General features: G+C 72.3%; 13 protein-coding genes. 4 read left to right on the plus strand and 9 right to left on the minus strand.

Annotated elements, in window-relative coordinates; genetic code table 11:
- Positions 1 to 231 precede the first annotated feature (231 nt).
- The gene (locus tag HY726_14180) at positions 232 to 630 is read left to right on the plus strand and encodes a hypothetical protein (protein ID MBI4610144.1); all 399 of its coding nucleotides are present in this window, start codon (positions 232 to 234) and stop codon (positions 628 to 630) included.
- 16 nt (positions 631 to 646) lie between these two features.
- Here the strand turns inward: HY726_14180 and HY726_14185 are convergent, their stop codons facing one another.
- From HY726_14185 to HY726_14225, 9 genes are all read right to left on the minus strand, one after another.
- On the minus strand, positions 647 to 835 hold the full coding sequence (locus tag HY726_14185; GenBank protein ID MBI4610145.1) for a fdrA domain protein: 189 nt from the start codon (positions 833 to 835) through the stop codon (positions 647 to 649).
- On the minus strand, positions 832 to 2,385 hold the full coding sequence (gene fdrA / locus HY726_14190) for an acyl-CoA synthetase FdrA (GenBank protein MBI4610146.1): 1,554 nt from the start codon (positions 2,383 to 2,385) through the stop codon (positions 832 to 834). The genes HY726_14185 and fdrA overlap by 4 nt, the downstream gene beginning before the upstream one ends.
- Before the next feature lie 36 nt (positions 2,386 to 2,421).
- Entirely contained in the window at positions 2,422 to 3,672 is a 1,251-nt protein-coding gene (locus HY726_14195; protein ID MBI4610147.1) for a DUF1116 domain-containing protein, read from the minus strand.
- A gap of 29 nt (positions 3,673 to 3,701) precedes the next feature.
- A complete protein-coding gene (locus tag HY726_14200) occupies positions 3,702 to 5,219 on the minus strand; it encodes an amidase (GenBank protein ID MBI4610148.1) in 1,518 nt (505 codons plus the stop codon).
- A gap of 9 nt (positions 5,220 to 5,228) precedes the next feature.
- Complete coding sequence (locus HY726_14205) at positions 5,229 to 5,420, minus strand: hypothetical protein (protein MBI4610149.1); 192 nt, start codon at positions 5,418 to 5,420, stop codon at positions 5,229 to 5,231.
- Positions 5,421 to 5,456: 36 nt separating this feature from the next.
- Positions 5,457 to 6,134, minus strand: a complete 678-nt coding sequence (locus HY726_14210) for a cysteine hydrolase (protein ID MBI4610150.1) — start codon at positions 6,132 to 6,134, stop codon at positions 5,457 to 5,459.
- Positions 6,135 to 6,150: 16 nt separating this feature from the next.
- The gene (gene arcC, locus HY726_14215; protein MBI4610151.1) at positions 6,151 to 7,113 is read right to left on the minus strand and encodes a carbamate kinase; all 963 of its coding nucleotides are present in this window, start codon (positions 7,111 to 7,113) and stop codon (positions 6,151 to 6,153) included.
- Entirely contained in the window at positions 7,110 to 8,261 is a 1,152-nt protein-coding gene (locus HY726_14220; protein MBI4610152.1) for a DUF1116 domain-containing protein, read from the minus strand. The genes arcC and HY726_14220 overlap by 4 nt, the downstream gene beginning before the upstream one ends.
- A 127-nt stretch (positions 8,262 to 8,388) precedes the next feature.
- Positions 8,389 to 9,345, minus strand: coding sequence for a DUF2877 domain-containing protein (locus tag HY726_14225; protein MBI4610153.1), 957 nt, complete (start codon positions 9,343 to 9,345; stop codon positions 8,389 to 8,391).
- Positions 9,346 to 9,518: 173 nt separating this feature from the next.
- On the opposite strand from HY726_14225, the gene HY726_14230 reads away from it, so the two are divergent.
- The 3 genes from HY726_14230 (at position 9,519) to HY726_14240 (ending at position 13,069) form a co-directional block, all read left to right on the plus strand.
- Positions 9,519 to 11,126 (plus strand): ABC transporter substrate-binding protein, encoded by a 1,608-nt coding sequence (locus tag HY726_14230; GenBank protein ID MBI4610154.1) that lies wholly within the window; start codon positions 9,519 to 9,521, stop codon positions 11,124 to 11,126.
- A gap of 87 nt (positions 11,127 to 11,213) precedes the next feature.
- A complete protein-coding gene (locus tag HY726_14235; GenBank protein ID MBI4610155.1) occupies positions 11,214 to 12,227 on the plus strand; it encodes an ABC transporter permease in 1,014 nt (337 codons plus the stop codon).
- Positions 12,224 to 13,069 carry an ABC transporter permease gene (locus tag HY726_14240; protein ID MBI4610156.1) on the plus strand — a complete coding sequence of 282 codons (846 nt, stop codon included), beginning with the start codon at positions 12,224 to 12,226 and terminating at the stop codon, positions 13,067 to 13,069. Before HY726_14235 ends, HY726_14240 begins: the two co-directional genes overlap by 4 nt.
- Positions 13,070 to 13,210 lie beyond the last annotated feature (141 nt).

The raw sequence follows: 13,210 nt of genomic DNA on the forward strand, positions 1-13,210 counted from the left end.
GCCTCCGCCCCCCGGAGCGACTGGCGGGGATCAGCCCCGTGTTTCCCTCGGCCGCGCCGGCGGCCCCACTCAGCCCTCGGAAGATCGGGCCCGCTGGCTCACGAGCCCCGGATCGCGGCTTTCCCGTGCTATTTCGGTCGTGCGGCCACATCATCCTGGGCGAAGATCCGAAACGGCTGGCGCCGCAGCCGAAGGCTTGTCCGGGCGGACCGCAGAGGTTATAGTACTGTCGTGCCGATCCAGATCCGGTTTTCGCCGAGCCCCCGGGACGCCTCGGCGGGCCCGCCCGCCCCGATGACCGTGGACGAACTCCTCGCGCGCTTCCCGGAGGTGCCGCGGGAACTCCGTGACGAGCCGGTTCTCACCGAATACGTGACGGCCCTCGGTCCCCTCCTGCGCATGGCCCACAAGCCGTCAGCCTGCATGCGCGACAGCAAGGACCATCCGCACCTGTTCTACGTGCGGCTCGTCAACGACCTCGCGATCTACGGGATCGGCCTCGCCAGGCGGGACCGAACCCTCGCCCGCCTCCGCGCCACCCTCGAGGAGTACCGGAAGCAGCCCGCCACCTTCGGCTGTAGCCTCATCCTGCGCCAGGAGCCCGGGACGCCGCGGTCCGGTTGCGCCTGAACCCGGCGCGCGCCGGCTATCCCGCCGACTCCTCCGCGTCGTCCTCGAGCCGGGCCAGCAGCGCAGCCACGCTCGGGTCCCCGGCGGGCGGCCGCCAGTCCACGTGGACCACCGGCACCCCGTCGGTTTCCAGCTCGCGCGCGAACAGCTCGAGTCCCAGGTTGATCACGCGGAGCGGCTGACCCAGCAACTGTTCGACACTCATCGCGCGTCTCCGAGAAGCTCGGCTTCGAGGCTCGGGTTCAGCGCCAGCGCGGCAAAGCGGGCCGCCTGGGCGTTCGACGGGACCATCTCCGCACCGGCCGCTTCCAGGGCCCCAACCTGAGCGCCCAACCCCTGGGGGTCGCGCTCCGTGCCCACGACGGACGCGACCACCAGCAGCGAGCGGCCGTCGGCCGCGGCCGCCCGCCGGGCGTCCTCGATCGCGGCGGCGAGCGGGCGCGCCGGATCAGCGTGAACGCCGCGCCCGAGGACCAGGTCCACGAGCACGACACCGACGCCGGCTGACCGCCCGGCCTCCCGCACTCTCGCCGCGCGCCCCTCGGGATCGAGCATCGGGTGGAGGCGGCCCACGGTGAACTCGTCGGCGCCGAGATCCAGGATCCGATGCGGTCCGGCCTCGCCCCCGGCGCCGACATTGGAGGCGATCGGGCCGAGCAGGGGCTCCAGAAGGAGCCTGGCCTCGTGGGCCAGCGTCCCGCCCGTATAGAGGCCGAGGAGGCCGGCGCCCCGCCGGGTCGTGTCGGCGCGGAGCCGCGCCAGCCGCGTGCGGACGGCGACCGGATCGCTGAAGGCCCGCGGGGCCCAGGACCGTCCGTCGAGGAGTGCAACGGCGGCGTCCGCCGCGTCCTCGAGCGTCGTCACCCACCGGGCCGAGCCGTCGCCGCGGGCGGCGGCGCCGAGACAGGAGACGACGATGGGCTTGCCGACCTTCCGGATCGTCGCCTCGAGTCCCGGCAGCACGCTGGCGGCCGGCGGCTTCGAGATCAGGATGACCGCCTCGGTCGTCGGGTCCGCGGCCAGCGCCTCCAGCGCGAGCTTCGTCATCGCGCCGTCCACCTCGGCCGAGAGGTCCCGGCCGCCGACCCCGATCCCGTGCGACACCCCTTCGCCGAGCGCCGCGAGGCGCGAGGCCACGGCCTGAAGTCCTGTGCCCGAGGCCGCCACGCACCCGACGCGGCCGCGCGCCACCACGTTGGCGAAGCCGAGGCCCACCCCGTTCAGGTACGCCGTGCCGCAGTCCGGGCCCATGCACAGGAGCCGGCGGCGCACCGCCACCTGCTTGAGCTCGACCTCGTCTGCCAGCGAGACGTTGTCGCTGAAGAGGAAGACGTGGAGGCCGCGCCGGAGGCCACGCATCGCCTCGAACTTGGCGTAGGCGCCGGGGACCGAGATGCTCACGAGGTTGGCGTCGGGAAGCTGGCGGAGGGCCGACTCGAGTGTCCGGGGCAGGATCCGCCCCGTCGCCTCGCGCTCCCGCCGGCGCGCGTCGAAGAGCCCCTTCGCCGCGTCGAGCGCGGCTTGAGCCTCGGCGTCGGTGCTCGCGGCGACCGCGAGGACCAGGTCGCCGGGGGTCGCGGCCTTGGTCTCGGGTGTCGCGAGGCCCGCCGCGGCCAGCAGCTCATGGTTCGCCGGCGTCCCCATGAGGACCGCGGCCTCGCGGACGCCGGGCAACGCGCGGAGCGACTCCGCGATGCGCATCAGGATCATCGAGTCCTGGTAGTAGGAACGCCAGACGACCGCCCTGACCGCCACCGCTACTCCCCTCCGTCGACCGAGGCCGTCAATGGCTCAGGCGGCATAGCGCTTCCCGAAGGCGACCAGCGCGTTGACAAACGGTTCCAGCGGCGGGGTCGAGATCCCCGCGCCGATCATCCGCCCCGCCTCCCGGTGTGCGATGGCGGTATTGATGGGGGGAACGATGCCGGCCTGGACCACCTTTCGGATGTCGATGCCGGTCGGCGTCCCCTGGCCATTCAGCGGCGCCAGGGCGAAGCGCGGGTTGGACCCGACGCAGATCTCGGCCATGCTCCGCGTCGTGCTGACGGCCTCCGCGAACGACTTGGCCCCGACGATCCGCTGGACCGCCGGCGAGGCGGCCATCGCCATGCCGCCCAGGCCGCACGTCTCCATGATCGCCGAGTCGCCGATGTCGCGGTTGGCGTCCCCGGCCGCGAACCCGGGAAAGTAGAGGCCGGCCACCACGCTCGCGGGACCCGTGAACCACTCGTCCCCGAGCCCCGCGACCCGGATCCCGAACTCCACGCCGTTCCGCGCCATCGTCGAGACCACCGTGGAGCCGGCGATCCCCTCGATGGAGAGCGCCGCGGCCTTGGCGGCGCACATCGCCCAGCCGAGGAAGAACTGGTCATTGTCGCGCGTCAGGAAGCGCATGATCGCCTCGAGGCGCGCCGCGTCCGGGACCGCGGCCACCAGGGGCGCGGCCAGGGCGCGGGCCAGGAGGCCCGTGGCGGCGGCGTTGCGCATGTGCATCTCGTCGCCCATGCTGAGCGCCTGGGCCATGAGGCTCGCCAGGTCCACGGGGCCTTCGCGTTCCAGCACAGCCTCGAAGGCGGGCGCCACGATGTCGCGGATCCACGCGAGGCCGGCCAGCGTCTCTCGCCCGTGGGCCCCGAACCTGAGCTGATGCCCCCACGGGCCGTCGGCGATGAAGGTGTACGCCGCCGTCCCGTTCACCGGGTCCTCGACGACGATGACCGGAGTACTCGGGGAGATGACCCCCGCCATGGGGCCGACCGCACCGCGCGAGTGGCACGGGTCGAACCGGATCTCCCCGGAGGCGGCCAGCCGTTCGGCATCGGCCGGGGTGGCCGCCCACCCTTCGTAGAGCACCGCCCCGATCACGGCGCCCCGCATGGGCCCGCACATGCGCTCCCACTCAATCGGCGGCCCGGCGTGGAGCAGCGCCTGTCCGCCGAGCCCCATCGCGTCACGCGCCAGCCGGACCGCGGTCCACATGGGCCGGGCGCGGCACAGGCGCTCGAGCGCCTCGCGATTCGCCGCTTCGATGCTCAGCGCCATTCCGTCCTCCGAGGCCGCGGTCACCCGGCTCAGCCCGCCGCGGGACCGCGCATCGCCTCGAACGCCGACGCCAGCGCGAGCACCAGGCCGTCCGCGAACGGCGCGCCCACGAGCTGGAGGCCGATGGGAAGCCCCTCCGCGGTCCTGCCACAGGGCAGCGAGATCGCCGGAAAGCCGACGAAGCTCCACGGCACGCAGTTCCGGGAGAGGATCGTCAGGTAGCGCTCGGCCTCGTCGGCCTTCGGCGCCGGGACCGGCGCTGTCGGCATCGCCAGCGCTTCGATGCCCTCGAAGCCGCGGAGCATCCGCTCCGCGAACTCGCGGCGGAGCCGCTGGGCCTGCAGGTAGTCGACCGCCGGCACCCCGTGGGCCTCGTCGAGCTGCTCGAAGACATCGCGCGTGTAGAGCGCACTGCGGGCGGCGAAGCGCTCGCGATGGAAGGAGGCGGCCTCGCAGCGGCTCACGATCAGCCCCGCGGCGTTCGCCGCCTCCAGCTCCTCGTGGCGGGGCTCCGCCGTCGACACGACGCGCACGCCCAGCTCGGCCAGCGTCGCCTCCGCCCGCGCGAACGCCTCCTTCACCTCCCCGTCGCAGTCGGCCAGGCACGCGGCCGGGACCCCGACGGTGAGCCCCTCGACCCTCCGGCCGAGGTAGCGGGTGAAGTCCTCGCGCGGGCGGTCCACCGACGCCGGATCCCGGGGATCGTGGCCGACCAGCGCGTTGAGCAGGAGCGCCGCATCCTCCACCGTCGTCGCCATCGGCCCCACGTGGTCCATGCTCCACGAGAGGGTCACGACGCCCCAGGTCGAGACCAGGCCGAAGGTCGGCTTGAACCCCACCACCCCGCTGAGGGCCGCCGGCATCCGGATCGACGCGCGCGTGTCTGTCCCGAGCGCGCCCAGGCTCATGCCCGTGGCCAGGGCGATCGCGGAGCCGCCGCTCGAGCCGCCGGGGAGCCGGCTCGGGTCCCACGGGTTGCGGCTCTGGGGCGTCGTGACGCCCAGGGCGAACTCGTGGGTCTCGGTCTTGCCGACGATGACGGCGCCCGCCGCGCGGAGGCGCGCGACCGCGGCGGCATCGTGCTCGGGCAGGACGTCCGTCATCGCGCGCGAGCTGGCGGTGGTCGGAACGCCTGCGACGTGGATGACGTCCTTGACCGCCACCGGGACGCCGTGGAGCGGCCCGCGCACGCTGCCGGCGCGGGCCTCCGCGTCCAGGGCCGCCGCCTGACGCCGCGCCTCTTCCTCCAGCACGCACGTGAACGCCCGGAGCGAGCCGTTCAACCGGTGGATCCTCTCGATGCACTGCTCGACGAGCTCCCTGGCCGTGAGGCGCCCTTCCCGGATGCGCGCCGCCGCGCCCGCGATCGTGAGCCCGGGGCCGGCGGTCCCCCGACCGAGCGGCGGCGCCTCCCGAACCGCCTCGAGCTCCCCACGGTGAATCTCCGGCAGGCGCAGCCCGAAGGCGGGCCGCCGCTCCGGCGAGTCAGCCGCGTACCGGTGCAGGCGCTCCAGCGCCGAGCGGAAGCTCTCGCGGGTGTTCAGCATCGCCCTCGCTCAGCTCGCCGGCTCCTGCCGCGTGAGCTTCCCGACGATCAGCGACAGGCCGACCGCGGGGATGATGCGCCCGAAGACGATCTCCCTCGGCAGCTCGATGAGGAAGAGCATGAGCCCCGAGAGGACCAGGATGTTGAGGACGCTGTTCGTGCGAGGCCGAAGAACGCGTCCCAGTCCCCCGCCACCCACCACCGGACCCGCGCCTGTTCCATGATCCCCCCTTCGCCTCTACCCGAGCCCTTCGAGGGCCCGCAAGAGCCTGGCCGACGTGGACACCCACCCGAAGATGCCGCCCTGCGCCTTGATCATCTTGAGGGCCGCCGCCTGGAACTCGGGGAAGTAGGAGGCGACACAGTCCTCGAGCACGAGACATTCGTACCCGCGGTCGTTGGCCTCGCGGACGGTGGTCTGGACGCAGACCTCCGTCGTGACGCCCGTCACGACGAGGCTCCGGATCCCCTGGTCGCGGAGCACCAGCTCCAGATCGGTCGCATAGAACGCGCCCTTGCCCGGCTTGTCGATCACGGGCTCGGTGGGGAGCGGCTTGAGGTCGTCGACGATGTCGTGGCCGTACTCGCCCCGCACGAGGATCCGGCCCATCGGACCCGGGTCCCCGATCCCGACCTTGAGCCGCCCGCGCGCCCGCTTCGACGGCGGGCAGTCCGACAGGTCGGGCCGGTGGCCCTCCCGGGTGTGGACGACTTTCAGGTGCGCCCGGCGGAACGCCTCCAGCACCCGGCGCGCCGGCGCCACGGCCCGGCGGAGCGGCGCGACGTCGTTCCCGAGCATCTCGCCGAAGCCCCCGGGCTCGACGAAGTCGCGCTGCATGTCGATCACGAGCAGCGCGGTCTGGGAGGGCTCGAACACGAACTCGTACGGTTCCGCCTCCACGCTCACGCTGGGCATTGCCGCCTCCTCCCGCTCACGCGCGCTCGCCGCGCACGATCACTGTCCCGGCGTCCCCGCGGAGTCCCGCCAGCGCGTCCTCGAGCGCGCAGATGGTCGCCTGGCCGCCGCCGTCGTGGACGAAGCGGTAGGCCGCGCGCACCTTCGGCCCCATGCTCCCGGCCGAGAACGGCTCGTGCACGAGGTGCTTCTCCAGGTCGGCGAGGCTCACGCGGCCCAGGAAGCGCTGGCTCGGCTTGCCGAAGTCGAGCGCCACGCCGGGCACGTCGGTCAGGATCAAGAGAGCCCGGGCACGGATCTCGAGCGCGAGGCGAGCCGCCGCCAGGTCCTTGTCCACCACCGCCTCGACGCCCGCGAGGCGGTCGTCCGGGCGGCGCAGCACCGGCACCCCGCCGCCCCCGCAGGCCACGACGACCGCCCCGGCGTCGAGCAGGGTATGGATCGCGTCCGCCTCGACGATCCCGATGGGGTGCGGCGACGGAACGAGCTTTCGCCAGCCCCGGGCATCGATCTCCGCCCAGGTCTCTCCCTTCTCGCGCGTCCGCTCCTCCGCGACCTCGCGCGGGAGAAACGGGCCGATCGGCTTCGTCGGCATCGCGAACGCGGGGTCGTCGGCGTCCACCAGCACCTGAGTGACCAGGCTGACCACCGGGCGGGCCAGGCCGCGGGCGGCCAGCTCGTTTCGGAGCGCCTGCTGGATCATGTAGCCGATCTGGCCCTGGGTCTCGGCGCCGCACACGTCCAGGGGGACCGCGGGAACGAGGTGGGCGGCCGCTTCGTTCTGGATCAGCAGGTTGCCCACCTGCGGCCCGTTCCCGTGGGTCAGGACGAGCTGGTCGCCTTCCGCGATGAGCTGCACCACCTGGTGGCAGGTGCGCCGCACGTTCTCGAACTGATCGGCGTAGCTGTGGAGCTCCTTCGAGCGCAGGATCGCGTTCCCGCCCAGCGCCACGACGATCCGCGCTCCCGCCGCGCTCACCCGGTCCCCCGTGCCGCGGCCGTCGCGGCCTCGCGCAAGGCCTGCTCGAAGCACGCGAGCGGCGGCCGCACCAACCCCGCCCCGATCTGGCCGACGCCCGGCCGGCGATGGGCGATGCCCGTGTTGATCTGCGGGAGGATGCCCGTCTGCATCACGAGACGCGCGTCGATGCCCGTCGGGGTGCCGCGGAAATCGAGGACCGGCAGACGGTACGTCTCGCTCTCGCCGAGCGTGATCTCGTACATGAGCTGGGTAGAGCGGAGCGCGTCCGCGACCGTGCCGCCGACGAACTGAACGATAGCCGGGGCGCCAGCCATCGCAAAGGCGCCGAGCCCCGCGGTCTCAGTGATCGCGCTGTCGCCCAGGTCCGGGTTGGCGTCATCGGGGCCGAAGCCGGGAAAATAGAGGCCGACCGGCGTCTCAGCGGGAGCCGTGAACCAGCGATCGCCGAGCCCGCTGACCCGGATTCCGAAGTCGGTGCCGTTGCGCGCCATGGCCGTCACCATGGTGCTCCCCGGGATCCCGTGGGCGGCGTCCAGCGCAGCCTTGCAGGCTGCCATCCCGAGGTTGAGAAAGAAGTGCTCGTTGCCGCCGAGGAACGCGAGGATCCGCGCGCGCTCGACCGCCGGCAGGTCAAGGGCGGCGAGCTGGGGCGCCAGGGTCTTGACGAGGAGCGCCGAGGCTGCGCGGTTGCGGTTGTGGCACTCGTCGCCCATCTGCAGCGCCTGGCCGATCAGCGACTGGATGTCCACGCTCCCGCCGCGCCGGATCGCCTCGCTCAGCGCCGGACCGAGGGCGCGCTCGATCCAGCGCAGCCGCTCGATCACCTCCGTGGCGTAGGCGCCGAACCGGAGGACCTTCCCGAGCCCCTCGTTCAGCGTGGCGTAGGCGCGGTTGCCGTGGGTGACATTCTCGACGACGAACACGGGCATGGACGCGCTGACCACGCCGGCCATCGGGCCGACGGCGCTGCGGTGGTGGCACGGGTCGAACTGCACCGCGCCCGACGCGGCCAGCCGATCGGCTTCCTCGGGAGTCCCGGCGAAGCCCTCGTAGAGGAGCGCCCCGATGACGGCGCCCCGGAGCGGGCCGCTCATGCGCTCCCAGGCGATCGGCGGGCCCGCGTGGAGCAGCGTGTCCCGGGTCATTCCCGGAATCACCTCGACGGCCGGGCGGACGTCGACTAGCTCCGGGTGCGTGGAGAGGAGCCGTTCGAGGGCCTTCCGGTTGGCGCCGGTCACCGCCCGGCTCCCCGAGGCCAGCGGGCGCGGCCCCTCACGGCCGTTCCCGGGCGTGATCCGAGAGCACCGCCTCGATCCCGAGCAGCGCGCCCACGAGCCAGTCCGTTCCGGACGTGGCGCCGAGGGCCAGGACGCGGCGCACGGCGGGTGCCAGCCCGTCGGCGCCCGCCGCAGCGAGCGCCGTGAAGAATTCGCCCATGGGCTCGGCAACCTCACCCTCGACGGCGTGAGCGAGCCAGGCGCCGCCCAGCTCGGAGGTGCGGCCCGACGCGCCGCTCAGGATCGCGGTCGCCGTCCGAGCGATCTTCCGATCCGGAAGCTGGGTCGCCTCCCCCGCGAGCCTCCACGCCGCAGCGAACCCCGCGAGAAGGTCGTCACCCGAGGGCGTCAGGCCGGGCCCGAGCCCGGCGAGGCCGGCGGCACCGTCGCTGACGGCATCCGCATCGCTCCGAGCGGCGCCGTCGCCGAGGCGCGCCGCGGCGACCCCAGCGGCAACCGCGGGACGGCCCGGCTCGGCACTCCCGCGGGCGTCGCGCAGCCACAGCAGGGGCAGGAGCGACTCCGCCACGCCATCGGCGATCGCGACCCCGCGCGCCTCGCGCTGGCGAACGGCGAGCTCGCCCCGGGACACGCGCGCCATGCGCGGCCGCGGCTCCCACCCGACCGCGCCGGCAAGGGTCACCTCGAGGCCGATCCCGGGGATCCGGAGCGCCCCGGAGGAGAGCGTCGCCGGCCGGCCGCGCTCGACCGCGAGGGCCTCCAGCGTCAGACCGGGCTCGAGATCGAGCGCGATCGCGTTCGGCGCGAGCGCGACCTCGGGCGCCGAGAGGCTGAGCAGGTCGCCCGAGTCCAGGCGGAGATTCGCCACGCGGCGGAAGGCGCTGTGGACGATGGCGGCGAGCGCACCCCGCTCGGGGAGCCGCTCGTACACGCAGCGGCTGACCCGCAGGGCCCGGAGTCGGAGTCGCTCGCGAACGACGGAGGTGTACATCACCGCGTTGAGGGCTGGAGTCTAGCCGGGGATGGGGGGACTGTCAAGGCCCTGGCCGGGCCGAGCGCGAGCGGCGAGCCCTGGCAACTCCCGCCGCCCCGTGCTATTGTAGCCGCGGGTCAACGGCAGCCGACGGACCCAGCGGTCGTCGCTACCGCTGGAGGAGGGCCGAGATGAAGATCACGCTGAGACCACTCGGGCTGGCATTCGTTTTCCTCTCCGTTGTCACCCTCGCCGCAACGCTGCCGGCGCTCGGCCAGGGCCGGACCGACACGCTCCTCGTGCTGGCCGAGGGCGGCCCCAACAGCATGGACATCCACGGCGTCGGCGCCAACTTCCAGACCTACGGCGCGTCGTGGAACCTCTACGACCGGCTCATCACCTACGGGAGCAAGACCCTCCCCGACGGGACCCGATCCTACGACTACACGGTCCTCAAGCCCGAGCTGGCCGAGAGCTGGCAGGTCGTGCCCGACGGCATGTCGGTGACGTTCAGGCTCCGGCGGGACGCCAAGTTCCATGACGCCACGCCGGTGACCGCGCGGGACGTCAAGTGGTCCTTCGACCGCGCGGTCAGCGTCGGCGGGTTCCCGACGTTCCAGATGCGGGCCGGCTCGCTCGAGAAGCCCGAGCAGTTCGTGGTCGTCGACGACCACACGTTTCGCATCAACTTCCTCCGGCGGGACAAGTGGACGATGCCGGATCTGGCCGTCCCCGTGCCGGTCATCATCAACTCGACCCTCGCGCGGAAGCACGCCACCGCGAGCGACCCGTGGGCGATGGAGTGGCTGAAGAACAACGAGGCCGGCGGCGGCGCGTACCGGCTCGATTCCTGGAAGCCCGGTCAGGAGACCGTCTACGCGCGCTTCGACGAGTGGAGGTCGGGGCCGCTCCCGAAGATCAGGCGCGTGATCGTCCGCGAGGTCCCCTCGGCGGGGAGCCGCCGGGCGCTCCTCGAGCGCGGCGACGCGGACATCTCGCTCGACCTCCCGCCGAAGGACTTCGCCGAGATGGCCAGGGCCGGCAAGCTGACGGTCGTCGGCACGCCGGTCGAGAACGCGATGAACTACATCGGGATGAACGCGAAGAACCCGCCCTTCGCTAACGTCAAGGTGCGCCAGGCCGTCGCGTACGCCATCCCGCGCGAGAAGATCTTCGAGACCGCCGCCTTCGGCCGGGGGGCCCTCCTCACCGTCCCGATCGCCACCAACACCTTCGGCCACGACCCGTCGCTCTCACCCTACAGGACGGACATCGCCAAGGCCAAGGCGCTGCTGACCGAGGCGGGGTACCCCAACGGCTTCGAGACCACGCTCGCGTTCAACGCCGGGTTCGCGACCGTGAACGAGCCCGTCGCGGTCCTCGTCCAGGAGGCCCTGGTGCAGATCGGGATCAAGGCGACGATCAACAAGATCCCCGGCGCCAACTGGCGGGCGGCGCTCTTGAAGAAGGACCTGCCGATCTTCATCAGCCAGTTCGGCGGATGGCTGAACTATCCGGAGTACTTCTTCCTCTGGGGCTACCACGGCCAGAACTCCCTGTTCAACACCAGCTCCTATCAGAACCCGGACATGGACAGGCTCATCGAAGCCGCGCGCTTCGAATCCGATCCCAAGAAATACGCCGAGCTGGTCCGGGAGTTCACCAAGATCGCGCTGGCGGACGTCCCCAAGGTGCCGCTCTTCCAGCCGAACATGGACGTGGCGATGCAGAAAAACGTCACCGGCTACCAGTACTGGTTCCACCGCCAGCTCGATTTCCGCCCGCTCGCGAAGAACTGACCTGACGCTACCGCACCCGGCCGGTCCCGTGTCGACGGCGGCGCGGCGCCGCCCCGCGAGGCGAAACTCGACGGGCGAGACGAGCCTGTGATCCGACTGATCGGCCGCCGCCTGCTCACCGCGGCCCCCGGCATCGTCGGGGTCGTCGTGGTGACGTTCCTCCTCAACCGCGCCCTGCCCGGCGATCCCGCCGCCTACTTCGCGGGCCCGGCCGCGACCCGCCAGGCGATCGAGGAGATCCGGGTCAAGCTGGGGCTCGACCGGAGCCTGCCCGAGCAGTTCCTGCTCTACGTGCGGGACCTGGTCCGGGGCGATCTCGGCACCTCCCTCACGACCGGGCAGCCCGTCCTTTCCGACCTGCTCTCCCGGCTCCCGGCCTCGCTCGAGCTCACGCTCTGCGGGCTCCTCTTCGCGATCTCCGTCGCGGTCCCCATGGGCATCCTGGCTGCCACGCGGCCCGGATCCTGGATCGACCACCTGGGCCGCGTCCTCACGACCTCGGGAAACTCGCTCCCGATCTTCTTCACCGGCCTCCTGCTCGTCTACGTCTTCTACTACCTCCTCGGGCTGGCTCCCGCACCGCTCGGACGCCTGGATCCGTTCGCGGCGCCCCCGAAGACGGTCACGGGCGCGTTCCTCCTCGACAGCCTGCTGATGGGGGATGCCGCCCTCTTCTGGGCATCCGCGCGGCAGCTGGTACTCCCCGTCCTCACCCTCGGCCTGGCCGCCATGGCGCCCATCGCGCGCATGACGCGCGCGGCCATGCTCGGCGTGCTCGCGAGCGATTTCGTCCGGACCGCGCGGGCGAACGGGCTCGCGCCGGCGACGATCCTGTACGCCTACGCCCTGCGCAACGCGCTCCTCCCGGTCGTCACGACCCTCGGCGGCGTCTTCGCCTTCCTCCTCGGCGTCAACGTCGTCGTCGAGAAGATCTTCGCCTGGCCGGGGATCGGCTCGTACGCCCTCGAAGCCGTGATCGCATCGGACTACGCCCCCGTCCAGGGGTTCGTGCTCGCGATGGCCCTGCTCTACGTCATTCTGAACCTGCTGATCGACGTCCTCTACGGGGTCATCGACCCGCGGGTCCGGATCGAGACATGAGGCCCTTCCTTCGCCACGCGCGCTACGTCCTCACCGAAAACCCCTTGACCCTGGGCGCCTTCGCGCTGCTCCTCCTGTTCGCGGTGCTCGCCGCGTTGGGGTCCTGGATCGCCCCCTACGACCCGCTGGCGAGCGATGCCGGCCACAAGCTCGAGTCCCCATCCCGCGCCCACTGGTTCGGAACCGACCACGTGGGCCGAGACATCTTGAGCCGCGTGATCGTCGCGACCCGGCTCGACCTCGCCATCTCGCTGTCGGCGGTCGCGCTCTCCTTCGCCCTGGGGAGCGTGGCGGGCGCGTGCGCCGGCTTCTACGGCGGCTGGACGGAGCGCATCGTGTCGCGCCTGGTGGACACGATCATGGCGTTCCCGCTCTTCGTCCTCGCCATGGGGATCATCGCGGCGGTCGGGACGACGGTCGCCAACATCGTCTACGCGACCGCGATTATCAACTTCCCGTTCTACGCCCGCATGGCGCGCGCCGAGGTCAACGTGCGGCGCGAGGCTGGCTTCGTCGAAGCGGCCCGGCTCGCGGGGAACGGCTCCGCCCGCATCCTCGCCGTCCATCTCTTCCCGAACTGCCTGCCGCCCATGACGGTCCAGGCGTCGCTCAACATGGGATGGGCGATCCTCAACGCCGCCGGCCTCTCGTTCATCGGCCTCGGCGTGCGCCCGCCCACGCCGGAGTGGGGCATCATGGTCGCGGACGGCGCCGCGTTCATGGTCTCCGGGGAATGGTGGGTCTCCTTCTTCCCCGGCCTGGCGCTGATGCTCGCCGTGTTCTGCTGCAACCTGCTCGGCGACGGTGTCCGGGACCTCGTCGACCCGCGGCGCCGGACGTGAGCTTGCTCGGAGGGGGGCCACCCACGCCGACCCCCCGCGCTGGCGCGCGGGTGTGGCGCGGGTACCCGCCCCTTCCGAACCTCCCCCGTTGCAGTTCGAGCCGAGGGGCTACCGACGAGCCGTAGGCGAGGAGAGCCACGA

It is taken from the genome of Candidatus Rokuibacteriota bacterium, from assembly GCA_016209385.1.
Lineage (GTDB): Bacteria > Methylomirabilota > Methylomirabilia > Rokubacteriales > CSP1-6 > JACQWB01.

Excerpts from the sequence above, each read along its gene's own strand:
- HY726_14185 (MBI4610145.1), bottom strand. The coding sequence starts at position 835 with ATGAGTGTCGAACAGTTGCTGGGTCAGCCGCTCCGCGTGATCAACCTG.
- HY726_14195 (MBI4610147.1), bottom strand. The coding sequence starts at position 3,672 with ATGGCGCTGAGCATCGAAGCGGCGAATCGCGAGGCGCTCGAGCGCCTG.
- HY726_14200 (MBI4610148.1), bottom strand. The coding sequence starts at position 5,219 with ATGCTGAACACCCGCGAGAGCTTCCGCTCGGCGCTGGAGCGCCTGCAC.
- HY726_14210 (MBI4610150.1), bottom strand. The coding sequence starts at position 6,134 with ATGCCCAGCGTGAGCGTGGAGGCGGAACCGTACGAGTTCGTGTTCGAG.
- HY726_14220 (MBI4610152.1), bottom strand. The coding sequence starts at position 8,261 with ATGACCCGGGACACGCTGCTCCACGCGGGCCCGCCGATCGCCTGGGAG.
- HY726_14225 (MBI4610153.1), bottom strand. The coding sequence starts at position 9,345 with ATGTACACCTCCGTCGTTCGCGAGCGACTCCGACTCCGGGCCCTGCGG.
- HY726_14230 (MBI4610154.1), top strand. The coding sequence starts at position 9,519 with ATGAAGATCACGCTGAGACCACTCGGGCTGGCATTCGTTTTCCTCTCC.
- HY726_14240 (MBI4610156.1), top strand. The coding sequence starts at position 12,224 with ATGAGGCCCTTCCTTCGCCACGCGCGCTACGTCCTCACCGAAAACCCC.